Annotated in this window: 13 protein-coding genes; 10 read left to right on the top strand and 3 right to left on the bottom strand. The window is 64.7% G+C overall.

From position 1 onward, the window contains the following. The first annotated feature begins 81 nt into the window (after positions 1–81). From M2335_RS12895 to M2335_RS12880, 4 genes are all read left to right on the top strand, one after another. Positions 82–702, top strand: a complete 621-nt coding sequence (locus tag M2335_RS12895) for a MarR family winged helix-turn-helix transcriptional regulator (RefSeq protein WP_181558965.1) — start codon at positions 82–84, stop codon at positions 700–702. Between the two features lie 95 nt (positions 703–797). Next, entirely contained in the window at positions 798–2,288 is a 1,491-nt protein-coding gene (locus M2335_RS12890) for an aldehyde dehydrogenase family protein (RefSeq protein WP_264594929.1), read from the top strand. A 519-nt stretch (positions 2,289–2,807) separates the two neighbouring features. Beyond that, on the top strand, positions 2,808–3,122 hold the full coding sequence (locus M2335_RS12885) for a helix-turn-helix domain-containing protein (RefSeq protein WP_264594928.1): 315 nt from the start codon (positions 2,808–2,810) through the stop codon (positions 3,120–3,122). After that, a complete protein-coding gene (locus tag M2335_RS12880) occupies positions 3,109–4,140 on the top strand; it encodes a reverse transcriptase family protein (RefSeq protein ID WP_264594927.1) in 1,032 nt (343 codons plus the stop codon). The genes M2335_RS12885 and M2335_RS12880 overlap by 14 nt, the downstream gene beginning before the upstream one ends. Before the next feature lie 85 nt (positions 4,141–4,225). On the opposite strand, the gene M2335_RS12875 is transcribed toward M2335_RS12880, so the two are convergent. After that, positions 4,226–5,974 carry a thiamine pyrophosphate-requiring protein gene (locus M2335_RS12875; RefSeq protein WP_264594926.1) on the bottom strand — a complete coding sequence of 583 codons (1,749 nt, stop codon included), beginning with the start codon at positions 5,972–5,974 and terminating at the stop codon, positions 4,226–4,228. Positions 5,975–6,126: 152 nt separating this feature from the next. Here M2335_RS12875 and M2335_RS12870 point away from each other — a divergent pair, with 152 nt between their 5' ends. The 3 genes from M2335_RS12870 to M2335_RS12860 all read left to right on the top strand — a co-directional run bounded on the left by M2335_RS12870 (position 6,127) and on the right by M2335_RS12860 (position 8,709). Further along, entirely contained in the window at positions 6,127–7,236 is a 1,110-nt protein-coding gene (locus M2335_RS12870) for a 5-methyltetrahydropteroyltriglutamate--homocysteine S-methyltransferase (protein ID WP_264594925.1), read from the top strand. Between the two features lie 179 nt (positions 7,237–7,415). Next, positions 7,416–7,886, top strand: coding sequence for a MarR family winged helix-turn-helix transcriptional regulator (locus M2335_RS12865; RefSeq protein ID WP_264569702.1), 471 nt, complete (start codon positions 7,416–7,418; stop codon positions 7,884–7,886). Beyond that, positions 7,876–8,709 (top strand): p-hydroxycinnamoyl CoA hydratase/lyase, encoded by an 834-nt coding sequence (locus M2335_RS12860; RefSeq protein ID WP_264594924.1) that lies wholly within the window; start codon positions 7,876–7,878, stop codon positions 8,707–8,709. Before M2335_RS12865 ends, M2335_RS12860 begins: the two co-directional genes overlap by 11 nt. Before the next feature lie 80 nt (positions 8,710–8,789). Here M2335_RS12860 and M2335_RS12855 read toward each other — a convergent pair whose 3' ends face one another. Then, positions 8,790–10,283, bottom strand: coding sequence for an FAD-dependent oxidoreductase (locus M2335_RS12855; RefSeq protein WP_264594923.1), 1,494 nt, complete (start codon positions 10,281–10,283; stop codon positions 8,790–8,792). Between the two features lie 104 nt (positions 10,284–10,387). Between M2335_RS12855 and M2335_RS12850 the strand changes: the two genes are divergently transcribed. The 3 genes from M2335_RS12850 (at position 10,388) to M2335_RS12840 (ending at position 13,813) form a co-directional block, all read left to right on the top strand. Beyond that, positions 10,388–11,779, top strand: a complete 1,392-nt coding sequence (locus tag M2335_RS12850; RefSeq protein WP_264594922.1) for an FAD-dependent oxidoreductase — start codon at positions 10,388–10,390, stop codon at positions 11,777–11,779. Between the two features lie 4 nt (positions 11,780–11,783). Further along, complete coding sequence (locus M2335_RS12845; protein ID WP_264594921.1) at positions 11,784–12,935, top strand: FAD-dependent oxidoreductase; 1,152 nt, start codon at positions 11,784–11,786, stop codon at positions 12,933–12,935. 95 nt (positions 12,936–13,030) lie between these two features. After that, positions 13,031–13,813 (top strand): IclR family transcriptional regulator, encoded by a 783-nt coding sequence (locus M2335_RS12840; RefSeq protein ID WP_264594920.1) that lies wholly within the window; start codon positions 13,031–13,033, stop codon positions 13,811–13,813. Positions 13,814–13,858: 45 nt separating this feature from the next. Here the strand turns inward: M2335_RS12840 and M2335_RS12835 are convergent, their stop codons facing one another. Next, positions 13,859–14,971, bottom strand: coding sequence for an amidohydrolase family protein (locus M2335_RS12835; protein ID WP_264576325.1), 1,113 nt, complete (start codon positions 14,969–14,971; stop codon positions 13,859–13,861). Positions 14,972–15,141: the final 170 nt, after the last annotated feature.

The raw sequence follows: 15,141 nt of genomic DNA, 5'->3' as shown, positions 1-15,141 counted from the left end.
TTGCCGCGCGGGCCTTTTTGTTGTGCGCGGGCAGCGGCATCCCTTATACCGGTCCGTTCGAAACCAAGGGGGACCTGTTCTGTGGCCAGAAAGAAGGCCGGCGCATCGGTGGATCGGCCGAGCTTCCGCAACCTGATGACCTTCCGCCTCCATATGGTGGCGCGCTTTTCCGAAGGGATTTCCGAGGAATATTATCGCCGGCACCTGGGGCTTTCGCTGCCGGAATGCCGCGTGATCGGCATCACGGCGAGCTATGGGTCGGTCTCCTTCAAGCAGGTCGCGGCGGATGCGCATCTGGAGAAGAGCTATGCCAGCCGCGTCGTCTCCTCGCTGGTCGAGCGCGGGATCATCGAGAAGCAGGCCAATCCGTCGGACAGCCGCTCGGTGCTGCTCCAGCTCACCGATCATGGCAAGACCGTGCACGAGCAGACCTATGCCCTGGCGCTGCGCCTCAACGAGGTGCTGCAGATGCCCTTCACCCGAAAGCAGAGCGATGATTTTCTGGCGTTTCTCGGCCAGCTGGATCAGCAGCTCAAGCGCGTGAGCGGGGTGGTGGAGGATGTCGATGCGCTGGGCAAGGTGCCCCGCATCGAGAGCGCCCCCGCGCCGGAGACCCGCAGCGACGGCGCCATGATGCTGGACCGCGCCTTCGCCCAGAAGCTGCACGACATGCTCGGCCGCTACCTCGCCGAAAACCCCTGAGCGATCCCCGCACGATTTCGGCGAGCACGATTTCGGGGTTGTAGATTCAAACAACAATATCCATGCTCCTGCGCAAACGAGTCAGGAGAACATGGATGGGTGAGGGAACAGTGCTGGAGCGGCCGGCGAGCGTGGAAGGTGCGGACGCGCATCTCATCGGCGGCAAGCTCGTGCAGGGCGCTTTCGAGGACGGGGGGCGCAGCTTCGCGGTGATCGATCCCGCCACCGGCCGCCCCTTCGCGCTCTGCCCGGAGGCCTCGCAGGCCGATCTCGATGCCGCCGTCGCCGCCGCCCGCGCGGCCTTCCCGGCCTGGGCCGCGCGCACCCCGGAGGATCGCCGCGCGCACATCCATGCCCTCGCCGACAGCATCGCCGGCGCGGCCGATCGCCTCGCCCCCTTACTCACCCGCGAGCATGGCAAGCCCATCGAGCAGGCGCGCATGGAGCTGACCGTCGCCGCGCATCACATGAAGCAGCTCGCCGTGCTGGAGATCGGCGATGAGGTGCTGCGCGATGATGCGCGCGGCAAGGTGGAGCTGCGCTACCATCCCCTGGGCGTCGTCGGCGCCATCGCGCCGTGGAACTTCCCCATCGCGCTCGCCATGCACAAGGTCGCGCAGGCGCTCTACACCGGCAACACGCTGATCCTGAAGCCCTCGCCCTACACGCCGCTCACCACGCTGGCGGTGGGGGCGCTCGCGGCCGATGTGCTGCCCGCCGGCGTGATGAACGTCCTCGCCGGCGGCAATGATCTGGGCGCCTGGATGACCGCGCATGAGGGGATCGACAAGATCAGCTTCACCGGCTCGGTCGCCACCGGCAAGAAGGTGATGGCCAGCGCCGCCGCCACGCTCAAGCGCATCACGCTGGAGCTGGGCGGCAATGATGCGACGCTGGTGCTGGCCGATGCGGATCTGGACAAGGCCGCTGGCGGCATCGCCCGCAGCGGCTTCTACAATTGCGGGCAGATCTGCATGGCCATCAAGCGCGTCTATGTGGCCGAGAGCGTGCGCGATGCCCTTCTGGAAAAGCTGGTCGAGAAGGTGCGCGCGCTCAAGGTCGGCCCCGGCAGCACCCCCGGCATGGACATGGGGCCCATCCAGAACCTGCCGCAATATGAGAAGGTGAAGGCCTATCTGGAAGACGCCCTCGCCCGCCCCGGCGCGCAGGTGCTGACGGGCGGGAGCGCTAGCGGGGGGACGCAGGGCGGCGCGCACGGCGAGGGGGGCTATTTCATCGAGCCGACCATCATCGCCGGGCTGGATGAGAGCGTGCCCCTGGTCTGCGAGGAGCAGTTCGGCCCGGTCATGCCCGTGCTCAGCTTCACCAGCGAGGATGAAGCCGTGCAGCGCGCCAACGCCACCCGCTTCGGCCTCGGCGCCTCCGTCTGGAGCACGGACGAAACCCGCGCCCGCGCCGTCGCCGGGCAGCTGATGGCCGGCACCGTCTGGATCAACCGCCACGGCCTCAACGAGTCAGACGTGCCCTTCGGCGGCATGAAGGACTCCGGTTATGGCCGCGAGCATGGCGTGCTGGGGATACGGGCCTATCAGGAACTGCAGGTGGTAAGCCGGCCGACGGGGTGAGGGGGCTAAAGCCCCCGCGCCTGAACCCTGGTGAGCCGGCCGGCAAGGTTGTGCCTCGAGTTAAGCGAGGCAAAGATGAAATATCGCTCTGAGTGATATTCTATCTTGCATTTTGCGGAGAAGCCGATAATTTAACCTGGCGATGGTAGCTCATACTGAACCCGTCAGAAGCTGGGGCGTAAAGCCCTGTGGGGAGACTTCCCCGACTACCACCTGCGTCTCGGCGGCGGGGAGCGGCGCGCCGCGCCCGCCCGGGACCGGGCGCGGCAACCCCGAGGTACAAACGCTCCGGAACAGTGCTCTCACCAGTGCCTACGGGGGCCGGCATTTTGTCGCCGGTCTGGCCGATAGGAGAGCAACCAATGAGCCGTCATCCTCGCACGCAGCGGCACCAGCCGCCTCCCCCCTCGCGCTGGCTCCTTCTCATGAAGGTGATCATCGCAATTGGGCAGGTGGTGTCATTCCTGAAGTATCTTCTTCACTTCCGCGAATAACAGGTGACCTCGGGACAGCCGTACTATGACGAAGCGCAAAAGCATAAACGACGCGCTCCGTCTTCTCCGCCTTTATTGTGGGTATTCACAGGTGCAGATGGCCACCAAACTTGGCGTGGCTCAGTCGCTCATATCCGACATTGAAAGTGGACGGAAGAATGTAACGATGGATCTCTTGGAAGCTTATAGTGAAGCAGCAGGGGTTCGAATGTCGCAGCTTTTGTTCTTTGCGGAAGAAATTGACGGGCAGCCGATTGCAAAACGGGGGCAGTTGATTGTGGCCGAGAAGGTACTAAAACTGCTCGAACAGCTCAAGCCAGCTGAACATGAAGCGGCGTAGAAATCCGCCCTATGAGCGCTATCTTTTCGAGCACTCTCCTTGGGTGCAGAACCTCACCCAGCGCGACCTTGCTAATTTGCTTGGGTTCTCGAAAGATCAATTAGAAGCGCTTATCCGCGATAAAAATATGTGGATCAGTCGGCGTAACGAGATGATTGGCGGCAAGCCGCGTCGTTTGGCAGTACCATTTGGTAAGCTGCGCGGGGTTCATGAGCGGCTAAAGTTCCACCTCAATAAAATCAAACAGCCAGACTATCTTTTCAGCCCTCGGAAAGGCAGGGGGCAGCGCGACAATGCCGAACGACATGTCGGTCAGGTTCAGTTCCTGAGTCTAGACATAAGGCAGTTCTACCCTTCAACCACCAGCGAACACATCTTTCGGTGGGCACATCATGAAGCGGGGCTGAAAGCTGACGTTGCAGGAATGCTGGTCCACTTGATTGCAGTGGATGGTCGGATGCCGTTCGGTTCACCGATCAGCCCAGTGTTGACGGCATTGGTTCATCGTCGGATGTTCGACGCTATCAAGCAAATATGCGATGCTCGCGGATTGCAGATGTCGCTTTGGGTTGACGACCTTACTATTTCAGGTCGTGAGGTCCGGGGCGAGGTGGTCGACGAAATTCGTGCCCAGATCAGAAAAAGCGGGTTCGACACGCACAAGATTCATTTCAGAACTGCCAACCGCCCGGTGGTGATTACCGGAGTTCCGATTCAAGGCGGTCGCGTGATGGCGCCGCGTAAAGTTCACGATCGCATACGCGCTGGCTATTCTGATCTCCGCGCGTCTAATGATGACGGTATTCGGGAGCAGATAATCGACAGATTGTTGAGCGCTTTGGGCACCTACCGCTATCATGTTGGGCGGGGTACGCCCGAGGGCCGGGTCGCCGCGAATAGAATGCACGCACTGCGGGCGCGACGTTCGAAGCTCGTTGTTGTTACTACGACGAAACCGCAGGATAGAAGCGCTGCTTCCGCTCAGACTATTTCTGACGCCTCGATCCCTTGGGATTAAGCAGTTCTCGACTGAGGTAGCCCTGACGATGAGACAGCTGAAGCGCCTGCCTTGATCTGCTGGGCAGGCGTCGGTGGCAGCCGCTCTACCGCCCCACCTTAACCTCCACCAACACCTGCCGCTTCTCCTCCCGGATCACCCGCGCCGCCTGGCGCAGCGTGTCGGCCAGCGCCGCGGGGTCGGCCACGCGCGCGGTCCAGGCGCGTGAGGCCTGCGCGATCTTGCAGAAGTCGGGCAGCGGCTCGAGCGATGTGATGGGCATCACATTGGCGCGCGCCGCGTGGCCCTGGGGGTAGATGCCCAGGGTCGATCCGCGCACCGCGCCCCAGATGCCGTTATTATAGACGATGGTGAGCAGCGGCAGGCCGTGCGCCTCGGCGATCTGGTGGCAGGCGACCGGATTGGCGAACATGTAGCTGCCATCGCCCACCGTCGCGACGACGAGCCGGTCGCGGTCCGCCAGCTGCACGCCTAGCGCGGCGGGGAGCCCCCAGCCGAGCCCGCCGGAAATCGGGTTCTGGAAGAACTGGTCGCCGCGCAGCCCGGTCACGAATTCCGGCTTGGCGCCCAGCTCGCTGACGATGCAGCCCTCCGCGCCGATCAGCGCCACGATCGCGCGGGTGACGAAGGCGGCGGACATGGGCGGCCCGGCGCGCACCGCGCTGTCCAGCTGCGCGCGCCGCGCGGCGTGGCGCTCGGCCAGCCGGGCGAAGCGGGCGGATCGGTCCCGCGCCAATGTCGGAGGGGGCGTCATGGCCTGCATCGCCTCGTCCAGCGCGGCGATGATGTGGGCGGATTCGCCGGTCAGCGCCAGATCGGTGGCAAAGCCGCGCAGGGGCACTTCCAGCTGGTGCGGATCGGCCCCGGCCTGGATCACCGTCGCCTGCTCGGCAAAGCCGTGGCGGTGCGGCAGCCAGGGCACGATGGCATCGAGCACCAGCACCACGTCCGCCGCCGCCAGGTCCTCGCCGGGGTCGAACCCGCCATGCATGGGCGAGGTGCCGTCGATGGAGAGCTGCGAGGGCCAGAACTCGACCACGGGGATCGCGTGGCGCTCCGCAAAGGCGGTGAGCGCGTCGAACCCGCCACCCCGCGCGCCCGTCCGGAAGGCGACGATCAGCGGGCGCTCCGCGGCATCGAGCAGCCGCGCGGCCTCCGCCAGATCCTCCGGATGCGGCGCGGCGCGGGCGGCGGCATTGCGCGGCTTGCTGTCGCGATAGGTCGTCACTTCGCACAGCGCCTCGCGCGGCAGGCCCAGATACACCGGGCCGCGCGGGCTGGAGGTGGCGATGGCCACCGCGCGGTCGACCAGCGGGGCGATCTGCTCGGGGCGGGAGAGGGTGGCGTCCCACTTCACCGGCTCGCGCACCATCGCGGTCTGGTCGCGCATGTTCTGGCCCCAGTTGATCGGCGAGTTGCGGTGGCCGAGCGGCCCGTGCTCCGTATGCGGGGTGATGCCGCTGGCGAGGATCATCGGCACCTGGTCGGAGGCCGCGTTGAGCACGCCCATCACGCAATTGGCCAGGCCCACATTGGTGTGGACCATCACCGCCTGCGGGCGTCCGGTCGCCAGATAATAGCCATGCGCCATGCCGAGCGCGGCGGTCTCGTGCGGGATGAGGATGGGCGTGGGCACCTTGAAGTCCGCCACCTGCGCATGGGCAAAGCCCTCGATCACCGGCGCAAAGTCCGTGCCGCCATTGGCGAAGAGATAGTCGATGCCGTTGGCCGCGAGCCGCCGCAGGAAGATCTCGCCCGCCGAAGCCTCGATCATGGGGGTATCGATATCCGCCGTGTCCGCAGGGGCAGAAACGCTTTGCGCCGGACTGACCATGAAATCTCCTATCTGTGGCAGCTTATTTTGTTGTCATTGATAACGAAAATTGTGGCTGCTGCAAGGAATCGTGCTATTGGCGAGGGGCAGGGATTGTCTCAAATGACGATCATCAAAACCGCATTCTGTTGTTGCCCAAAGGAGAGTTTTGCATGAAGCCAGCGCCGTTCCGAGCCGACCATGTGGGCAGCCTCATCCGCCCGGAATATCTCATCGAAGCCCGGAACAAGAAGGCCGCCGGCGAGCTCAGCGCGGAGGAACTGCTGACCATCCAGCAGGACGCCATCCGCGAGGTCGTGGCGCTGCAGGAAGGCGTCGGCCTCAAGTCGATCACCGACGGCGAGTATAATCGCGGCAGCTGGCACACCGATTTCCTGCTCCGCTTCGCCAATGTCGAACCCTGGCAATCCAGCCACCGCACCACCTTCCGCAACGAGCAGGGCACGGTCGAGAGCAAGCCCCATACGGTGCGCATCACCGGCAAGCTCAGCCGCCCCAAGCCGATTTTCGTGGAGGACTTCAAGTTCCTCAAGACGGTGACGAAGCAGACGCCCAAGATCACCATTCCCTCGCCCTCGATCATGCACTTCCGCGGCGGGCGCGATGCGATCGACGCTGAGGCTTATCCCACGATGGAGGAGTTCTACGCGGACCTTGCGGCGGTCTACGCCGAGGAGATTGGCGACCTCATCGATGCCGGCTGCCGCTATCTGCAAATCGACGAGACCAACTTCGCCTATCTCTGCGATCCCACCCTGCGCGCGCAGGTGCCCACCAGCATCGGCGAGGACCCGGACGAGCTGCCGCACGTCTACGCCAAGCTCATCAACGCGGCGATCGCCGCCAAGCCCGATGATATGGCCGTCTGCATGCACGTCTGCCGGGGCAACTTCGCCGGCCGCTGGGTCGCCGAGGGTGGCTATGATCCGGTTGCCGAAGTCATGTTCAACGAGATGAACATCGACGGCTATTTCCTGGAATATGATTCCGACCGCGCCGGCGGCTTCGAGCCCCTTCGCTTCCTGCCCAAGGGCAAGACCGTGGTGCTCGGCCTCGTCACCACCAAGCGGGGCACCATGGAAAGCCCCGACGAACTCAAGCGGCGGATCGAGGATGCGGCGAAATATGCCGATATCAGTCAGCTCGCACTGTCGCCGCAATGCGGCTTCTCCAGCGGCATCGGCGGCAACATGATGGACATCGAGCACGAGAAGGCCAAGCTGGAACTGGTCGTGCGCGTAGCCGAAGACGTCTGGGGCTGACGCCTCCCCGCGCAGTACAAGATGGGATTTCTGAAGGGCGGCATCGGCAGGTGTCGCCCTTTCGCATGCGGTGCGGAGAAGGCGAAGCCGGTTGACAGTCAGCGGGATAATTATCAAGAAGCTTTATATAAAGTAGATTGTCAATTTGTGCGGCCGGAAGTCGGCGGGAGAGGGGGAGCATGAGCGCGCAGTCGCGATCCGATGAAGGAAGGCCGCGGCGGCTGCTCTATCTGCTCAAGCGCGGCTACACCGCCGGCAAACTGGAGCTGGACGAGGTAGTGCGCGCGCACGGGCTGACGACCAGCGATTTCACGATCCTCTCTTTCCTCAAACGCCTCGCCCCCTGTTCCGCAGCGGAGCTGGCGCGGGTGCAGCGGGTCACGCCGCAGGCCGCCACCCAGCAACTCGCCCAATTGCGCGAGAAGAACCTCATCACCAGCGAGACCAGCGAACTCAACCGCCGGATCTCGCTCATCAGTCTGACGCCCGAGGGGCAGGCGCGGTTCGAAGCGGTCAATGCCGATGCGCGGCGGCTGGAAGAGCAACTCACGGCCGGGCTGGCGGAGCAAGAGCGCAAGACATTGCTCGATCTGCTCACCCGCCTGGTCGTGTCCATGGAAGCGAAAGGACAATCCATCGATGACAAGTGAACACACCTATGAGGCCGTGAAGGTCACGCTGGATGACGGCATCGCATGGGTGTCCCTCAACCGCCCGGCCAAGCGCAATGCGATGAATCCCACGATCAATCGTGAGATGTGGCAGGTGCTCGATGGGCTGGAGGTGCGCGACGATGTCGGCGTCGTCGTGCTGACCGGTGAGGGGGAGGCCTTCTCGGCCGGCATGGACCTCAAGGAATATTTCCGGGAGACCGAGGGCGAATCCGCCATTGTACAGGCCCGCTTTCGCCGCGCCGCGACGGATTGGATGTGGCGGCGCCTGACGCACTATCCCAAGGCCACCATTGCGATGGTCAACGGCTGGTGCTTCGGCGGGGCATTCACGCCGCTGGTCGCCTGCGATCTGGCGATTGCCGCCGATGAGGCCACTTTTGGCCTTTCGGAGATCAATTGGGGGATCATCCCGGCGGGCAACGTCACGCGCGCCGTGGCGCAGGTGATGAACCACCGCGACAGCCTTTATTATATCATGACCGGCGATCCGTTCGACGGGCGCAAGGCGGCGGAAATGGGGCTGGTCAACCGCTCGGTGCCGTTGGCCGATCTGCGTGCCGAAACCGAGGCGTTGGCGCGCAAGCTACTCTCCAAGAACCCGACCATCCTGCGCCACGCCAAGTCCGCGTTCAAATATGTCGAGCGGCTGGATTGGGACACGTCCGAGGCGATGCTCGGCGCGATGGCGGCGACGGCGGCGGGTCAGGATACCGAGCGTGGGCGTCGCAAGGGGATGACGCAGTTTCTGGACGAAAAGTCCTTCAAGCCCGGCCTGGGCGGGTATCGCCGCGAGGATTGATCGCTCCTCGCGTGTAAGCGCCGAACCTCACCTGCTCCGCGTCCCCGCCTTGGGCAAGGGGCGCGGGGAGGGCGCCGGTCTCAATCCATCAGGACATTCAAGCCCCGGCTAGCGAGGGTTTCCCGCACTTGCTGCACCCGGACCTTGCTCCGGTCCAGATTCATGCCGCCTTCGCTCAGCAGGGCGCGCACCGCGTCCGTATCGACCTGACGCGGCGAAACGCCGTCGCGCACTGCCACGGCGGCGGCCACACCCGCGGCCTCGCCCATGGCGATGCACTCGGGCATCAACCGCACGCGCTGATGGGCCTCATTATCGAATGAGACGGTCTTGCCCGCGACCAGCAGATTCTCGATGCCTTGCGGGAGCAGGCAGCGATAAGGCAGGCCCAGCACGACGACCGAGATCGGCATTTCGGTGAGGTCATGGCCCTTGCCGCCCTCGCTGCCATCGGGCTTGTGGCGCACCCAGCCTTTCACATTCGGGCCGCGATAGACCTTGAGGGCGATCTCGTCCGCAAAGGTGGCGCCATCGAAAATGTCATCGCGGGTGAGCGTGTAGTCGCCGACAATCCGGCGGCTGTCCCGCACACCGATCTGCGGCGCCATATCGATCAGGAAGGCGTCCTCCATGCCGGGAATGCGCTTGACGAACGGCAGGAAATCGCGCGCCCGGCGGCGACCTTCGACCTCCGCGCCGGTGAGGTCGGCGGCGTCGGTGGGATCGCGATTGAGCACCTGCACGGCATAGAGATAGCCGATGCCATGGCGCAGATTGGCCGGTGTAGCACCAAAGATCGAGATGTGATGGCCGAATGTGCCGGGCAGGGCGCCCTCTTCCTTGCCCTGCGCCACCAGCGACTTCCAGCCGGTCAGGTGGACATATTGGGCACCATCGAGCGGATTGGCGGGCGTACCCCACAGCTTGGAGAAATCGTCCGGGTTCGCGCGGGCATGGGCCTGCATCCGTTCCCAGTCGACGCCGCCCATGCGGCACAACATCATCATGGGTTGTGGGTCCTCGCGCGGATGCATGGCGACGCCGGCGCGCGCGGCGACATCGGCATCCCCGCTGGCGTCGATGATCACATCGGCGAGAATGGCCTGCCGGCCGGATTTGTTCTCGATGATGACGCCCTTGAGCGCATCCCCCTCACGGATCACGTCGACGACATTGGTATTGAGCAGGAGATCGACGCCGGCTTCCACCAGCATGTCGAGCACCACCAGCTTGAGCATCTCAGGGTCGTAAGCGAGATTGAAATACTCCGGCAGGAAGGTCTCGGCTGCGGCATCATGCGCGGCGAGGCGCTGCTGCATCTCGCGCAAAATGCCGCTCATATTCTCGCAACTGAGGAATTCAGTGACGAACGACATGGGCCCGGTGCCGCCGACAACGGCGTTGCGCTCGATCAGCAGCACTTCAGCGCCATTGCGTGCGGCACGGATGGCAGCGGGGTAGCCCCCTGCGCCGGCACCGACGACCAGAACCTGCGTGCGCCGCGCCACCGGGATCTCCCGTGCGGCCTCGGTGATGGTTTCCCGTGCGGTGGGAGCCCCGAATCTCTTCTCCATGCAAAAATAATATAGTCATATGTTTTGAGCCGCAAGCGGCGATGCCGCTTGCAAAGAATATTATAGTTAGATAGTTCCTGGCGGCCGACAGCAAGGGGTGACGCATGACAACCGTGGACCAGCAGGAGTGGATCGAGGAGCAGCCGCAAGTGCTGCCGGTGGTTGACCGGGCCGCAGTGCTGGTCTGCGGCGGAGGCGCCGGCGGCGTCGCTGCAGCGGTCGCCGCAGCCCGCAATGGCGCCGACGTTCTGATGATCGAGCGGGATACGACCTTGGGGGGCACCGGGCCGCGCTCGTTCGTCACGGAATATCACCAAGCCTTCTTCACCGGCGGGATCATGAAAGAGGTGATCGAGCGGCTGCGCGCCAATGGCGGTGCCGATCCGGACCTGGAGGACGGGCATTTCGCCGTGCCTTTCGACCCCGAAATCCTCAAATTCGTCCTCGCCGAACTGGTGGAGGAAGCCGGCGTACGCATGCTGTCGCAGACCTGGGTCACCGATGCGATTGTCGAGGATGGCGCTGTGCGCGGCGTGGTCATCGAGAACAAGGCCGGGCGGCAGGCCGTGCTGGCCGACGTGGTGATCGACGCGACCGGCGATGCCGACGTCGCGGCCCGGGCCGGAGCGCCGATGCAAGAGTATAATCACCCGCAGCCGATGGTCATGCTCTTCCAGATCGGCGGGGTGGATTATCGCCACAGTCAGGATCGCAAGGGTCGCACCGAGATGGTGAAGGCAGCCAAGGCTGCAGGCGTTCTGCTGGACGACGTCTATCTCGACAACTTCTCCAACTTCGGCATCGCGCCTTCCACCCGGGCCGGGCAGATGGGCTATATCTACGGCGTCCGTGTGCTGCACCGCGACCCTTATGATGCCGACGAGCTGACCGATGCGGAGATCCGCGCCCGGCAGGGCGTGCGCGCCTTCATGCCGTTCCTGCGCACCGTGCCGGGGTTCGAGGAGGGCTATCTCATCAAGGCAGCGCCGATGATCGGCGTGCGCGATTCCCGGCGGATATTGGGCGACTACACGCTCACGCGCGACGACATATTGGAAGGGCTCTTCCACGCGGATGACATCTTCAAGCGTTACCACCGCCTGCCTGACACGCTTGGCTTCGTGCGTCACCCCTCGGATGGCAGCGAAACGACGGCGGCCTTTCGCGAGCGGCTGGCTAACGCCAAGATGGTCACGTCGGTGTTCGGCGTGCCCTTAGGCTGCCTGATGCCGCAGGGCTTCGAGAATCTTCTGGTTGCCGGCAAGACCGTGTCGATGAGCTATGAGGCCCATTCGCGCTGTCGGCAGATCCCTGACTGCATGGCCTTCGGTCAGGCGGCGGGGACGGCGGCGGCGCTGGCTTGCCGGGACGGGGTGACGCTGCGCGAGGTCGCCATCGACGAATTGCAGGCGCTGCTGATCGCGCAGGGCCAGAACCTGGCCGATGGCGCGATCGATATCAGCAAGGCCAAGATCCACAATATGGTGCGGGATTAAGCGGATGAGCACGACGATCATGGAACGCACAGCGGGGGCAACGCGCGGTGAGATCATGCTGCCGGGCCGCCGAACCCCGGTCTATCGCGCGGTCGACGTGCTGGTGTGCGGCGGCGGATTGTCCGGCGTAGCGGCGGCTGTGGCGGCGGCGAGGGGCGGGGCGCGCACGCTGTTGGTGGAGCGCAACGTGGTGCTGGGCGGCAATGGCCCCTTGTCCTTCGATATCGCCCTTACGCCCGCAGAACAGGGCATCGCGGCCGAGTTGGTCAGCCGGCTGGAGCGAAACGGCGATGCCGGGCCGGACCTTCTCGGCGATGGTCTGGTTCACGATGCCGAGGCACTCAAATATGCGCTGCTCGATCTCGCGCAGGAGGCGGGGGTGCAACTGCTGCTCTCCAGTTGGGCGGCCGATCCCATCGTGGAAAAGGGCGTCGTGCGGGGCGCGATGGTCGAGAACAAGTCCGGGCGCTTCGCTGTCCCGGCCGGCGCGGTCATCGACGCCACCGGCGATGGCGAACTGGCGATGCGGGCGGGCGCTGCAATGCGCGGGCTGGACGAGCCCGCCAGTATCGCCATGAATTACCGGATTGGCGGCGTCGCGTTCGATGCGGTGCTGGACGGACAAGCGACATGGCCTGCCCGCCTCGCCGAGGCGAAGGCGCGGGGCGTGCTGTCGCCCGATCAGCCGGACCGACTCGTGCTCTATGGGATAACGTCAGCGGGTCGGGACAGGGGCGTGGCCTATGTGCGCGGGCCTTCCATGCAGGTTGACGGGGCAACCAGCGTCGCGCAACTGGGCGCGCAGGAGGCGCGGGCGCGGACATTGATCCGCGAGATCCTGCCGCTCCTGCGGACCCTGCCTGGACTCGAAGCGAGCTTTCTGATCGACGTCGCGGGTGCCATGCAGGCCGCGCGCCTTCGCCATGTCGTGGGCGGGCATGTGCTGGGCGCTGAGGATGCGCCACTGAAGAGCGATAGTGCACTCATTGATGCGGCACTGCGCCCCCGCGAGTTGAGCGGGCTGTTCGTCACCGGGCGGGCTGTCTCTGCCGATCCGCGCGCCTGGGCCGCGCTGGGCACGGGCGGATCGTTACAGCTCGGCGAGCGGGCGGGCGCGCTTGCGCTCGCGCATCTGGCGGCCAGGTCCGCTGCCTGATCGCGGCAGAACTCGGCAATGGCGTCAGCGCTGAAGATTTCGTAGAAGACGCTCCCCCGGCAGCGCGGGGTTTGGGGCGGAGCGTCTTCTTTTTCATGGATTCATCGACCAACACCGATCGCGGCTCTGGCGCCCGCATGATTGCGCTGCTCAAACTGATCGGCGAAAGCGACGGCGATTGCGCGCTCAAGGATCTTGCTGCGGGCACGGGAATGCCGGCGAGCAGCGTGCATCGGCTGTTGCAGATGCTGATTCGTGGCGGGTTGGTGGAGCGGGGTGACGGCACATCCTATCGGGCTGGGCGTGAACTGTTCAGGCTGTCCGCCAACATCTTGAGCCGCAGCCATTATGTCGCGGCGGTGCGGCCTTTCCTCCGCACCCTATGGACGGGTTGGCAGGAGACGGCGGTATTCTGCACCTACGATGCCCCCCATCACCGCGCCATCGTCTCAGAGCGAATCCTCACGCCGCACACGCTGCGTCATGTGCTGGAGCCCTATACTGATCTTTCGCTGACCTGGGGCTCGCTGGGCCGTGCCATTCTCGCCCATCTGGAGGCGGAGGATCTGGCGGCGGCGCTGGCGCAGAGCCCGGTGGGGCCTTTGACCGGCGCCCCGACGCCGCCGCCCGAAGTGCTGGTGGAGGAACTGGCCGCCATTCGTGAGCGGGGCTGCGCAATCTTCTACAGTCAGGAAGCCGATGTCGCGGGCATCGCGGCGGCTGTCTTCCGCAGCGGGAATGCGGTGATTGGGTCGATCGGCCTCACGATGCCGGCCAAGCGCTTCGGCACGATGGACCGCGAGCGCATGGCGAGCGACGTCATGGCGGCAGCGCGCACGCTCAGCGCTACCTTCGGCCACGCCTCCGCCGAGGCCTGACGCCCGCCCTGGCGGGCCAGGGCGGGTCGTCAGGGTTAGGCGGGATCAGGCTGGCGGGAGGTGGAAGACCTGCGCGGCATTGCGATGGCAGACCGCCTCGCGTTCTTCTCCGTCAAGCGGGGCGTGGTTGATGAAGGTGACGGAGGGCTCCATCTCCTCATAGGGATAGTCGATCGCCCAAAGCACGCGGTCTACACCCAGTACGTCGATCGCGTAGCGCAAGGCCGGGCCATGCTCCACGCCGCTGGTAGTGATGTACACGTTGCGCTTCATGACTTCGGAGGGCTTGAGCTTGCTGCCATAGGCATCGCGCCGGCGCTCGAACCAATGGTCCGTGCGCCACAGGTGGAACGGGATGTTTTCACCCATATGGCCAATCACGATCTTGAGGTTGGGCAGCTTGTCGAACACACCGCTTAGGATCAGCCGCATGGCATGGGTGCCCGTTTCGGCAGCATAGCCCCAGATCGCCGATTGCAAGCGATGATCGCGGAACGGCTCAGCCATGCCGTCTGACGGGCAGCGGGGATGGATGTAGATTGGCCGGTCGAGCGCGGCGGCGGCCTCCAGGATCGGCATGAACTTGGGATCGTCCAGATACTCGTTATTGGTGTGCGAGTTCACGATGAAGCCGCTGAAACCGAGCTTATTGACGGCGCGCTCCATTTCCTTGGCAGCCCGGCCCGGGTCTTGCGGCGCGAAGGACGCAAGGCCGGCGAAGCGCTTCGGGTGAGCGCGGACCACTTCGGCTAGGCGATCATTGGCAAGCTCGGCCATGGCGACGGCCTGATCGGCGCGGAACATCTGCACGCCCGGCGAGGTGAGCGAAAGGATCTGCATGTCGACACCGAGGCGGTCCATTTCCGCGAGCCGCTCCGTCACGTCGCGCAGGCGTCGGGTGAGGCGATCGGGTCCACGCGAACCAAGCGGGTTAATCAGCTGCGCGTCCAGATTGGGCCATGTTCCGGTGGCAAGGGCGGCCAGCGCGTCCTGATGCTCGGCAATCGTCCAGGCTTCCTCAACGGCGATCCGTCGCGCGGGTGCGGCGGCTGGGGGCGGCCGCATCGTGCGCGCCGCTGCGGTGCCGGTCATCGCGCTCATGGCGCCGCCAGCGGCAAGTCCGCCCGCCAGAAGCTGCCGTCGATCGAACTCTGCCATTCATCCCTCCTCGTTTTTCTGGGGCGGAAGCTACGGCGGTGCGGCAACAAGTCAAGTCGTCAATTCCAATATACGGAACAAGACTTCTGCAATATGGAATAAATTTGACATGCGCGCCGAGCGTCGCCATGGTCCCGCCCGATAACAGCCCGAGGCACGGGCGTTCTGAC

This window comes from Sphingobium sp. B12D2B (assembly GCF_025961775.1).
In the GTDB taxonomy this organism is placed as follows: domain Bacteria; phylum Pseudomonadota; class Alphaproteobacteria; order Sphingomonadales; family Sphingomonadaceae; genus Sphingobium.
The sequence above is the reverse complement of the archived record's forward strand: the minus strand, read 5'-3'. Positions and strand labels throughout refer to the sequence as shown.

Excerpts from the sequence above, each read along its gene's own strand:
- M2335_RS12885 (WP_264594928.1), top strand. The coding sequence starts at position 2,808 with ATGACGAAGCGCAAAAGCATAAACGACGCGCTCCGTCTTCTCCGCCTT.
- M2335_RS12845 (WP_264594921.1), top strand. The coding sequence starts at position 11,784 with ATGAGCACGACGATCATGGAACGCACAGCGGGGGCAACGCGCGGTGAG.
- M2335_RS12835 (WP_264576325.1), bottom strand. The coding sequence starts at position 14,971 with ATGGCAGAGTTCGATCGACGGCAGCTTCTGGCGGGCGGACTTGCCGCT.
- M2335_RS12865 (WP_264569702.1), top strand. The coding sequence starts at position 7,416 with ATGAGCGCGCAGTCGCGATCCGATGAAGGAAGGCCGCGGCGGCTGCTC.
- M2335_RS12875 (WP_264594926.1), bottom strand. The coding sequence starts at position 5,974 with ATGGTCAGTCCGGCGCAAAGCGTTTCTGCCCCTGCGGACACGGCGGAT.
- M2335_RS12850 (WP_264594922.1), top strand. The coding sequence starts at position 10,388 with ATGACAACCGTGGACCAGCAGGAGTGGATCGAGGAGCAGCCGCAAGTG.
- M2335_RS12890 (WP_264594929.1), top strand. The coding sequence starts at position 798 with ATGGGTGAGGGAACAGTGCTGGAGCGGCCGGCGAGCGTGGAAGGTGCG.
- M2335_RS12870 (WP_264594925.1), top strand. The coding sequence starts at position 6,127 with ATGAAGCCAGCGCCGTTCCGAGCCGACCATGTGGGCAGCCTCATCCGC.
- M2335_RS12860 (WP_264594924.1), top strand. The coding sequence starts at position 7,876 with ATGACAAGTGAACACACCTATGAGGCCGTGAAGGTCACGCTGGATGAC.
- M2335_RS12855 (WP_264594923.1), bottom strand. The coding sequence starts at position 10,283 with ATGGAGAAGAGATTCGGGGCTCCCACCGCACGGGAAACCATCACCGAG.
- M2335_RS12880 (WP_264594927.1), top strand. The coding sequence starts at position 3,109 with ATGAAGCGGCGTAGAAATCCGCCCTATGAGCGCTATCTTTTCGAGCAC.
- M2335_RS12840 (WP_264594920.1), top strand. The coding sequence starts at position 13,031 with ATGGATTCATCGACCAACACCGATCGCGGCTCTGGCGCCCGCATGATT.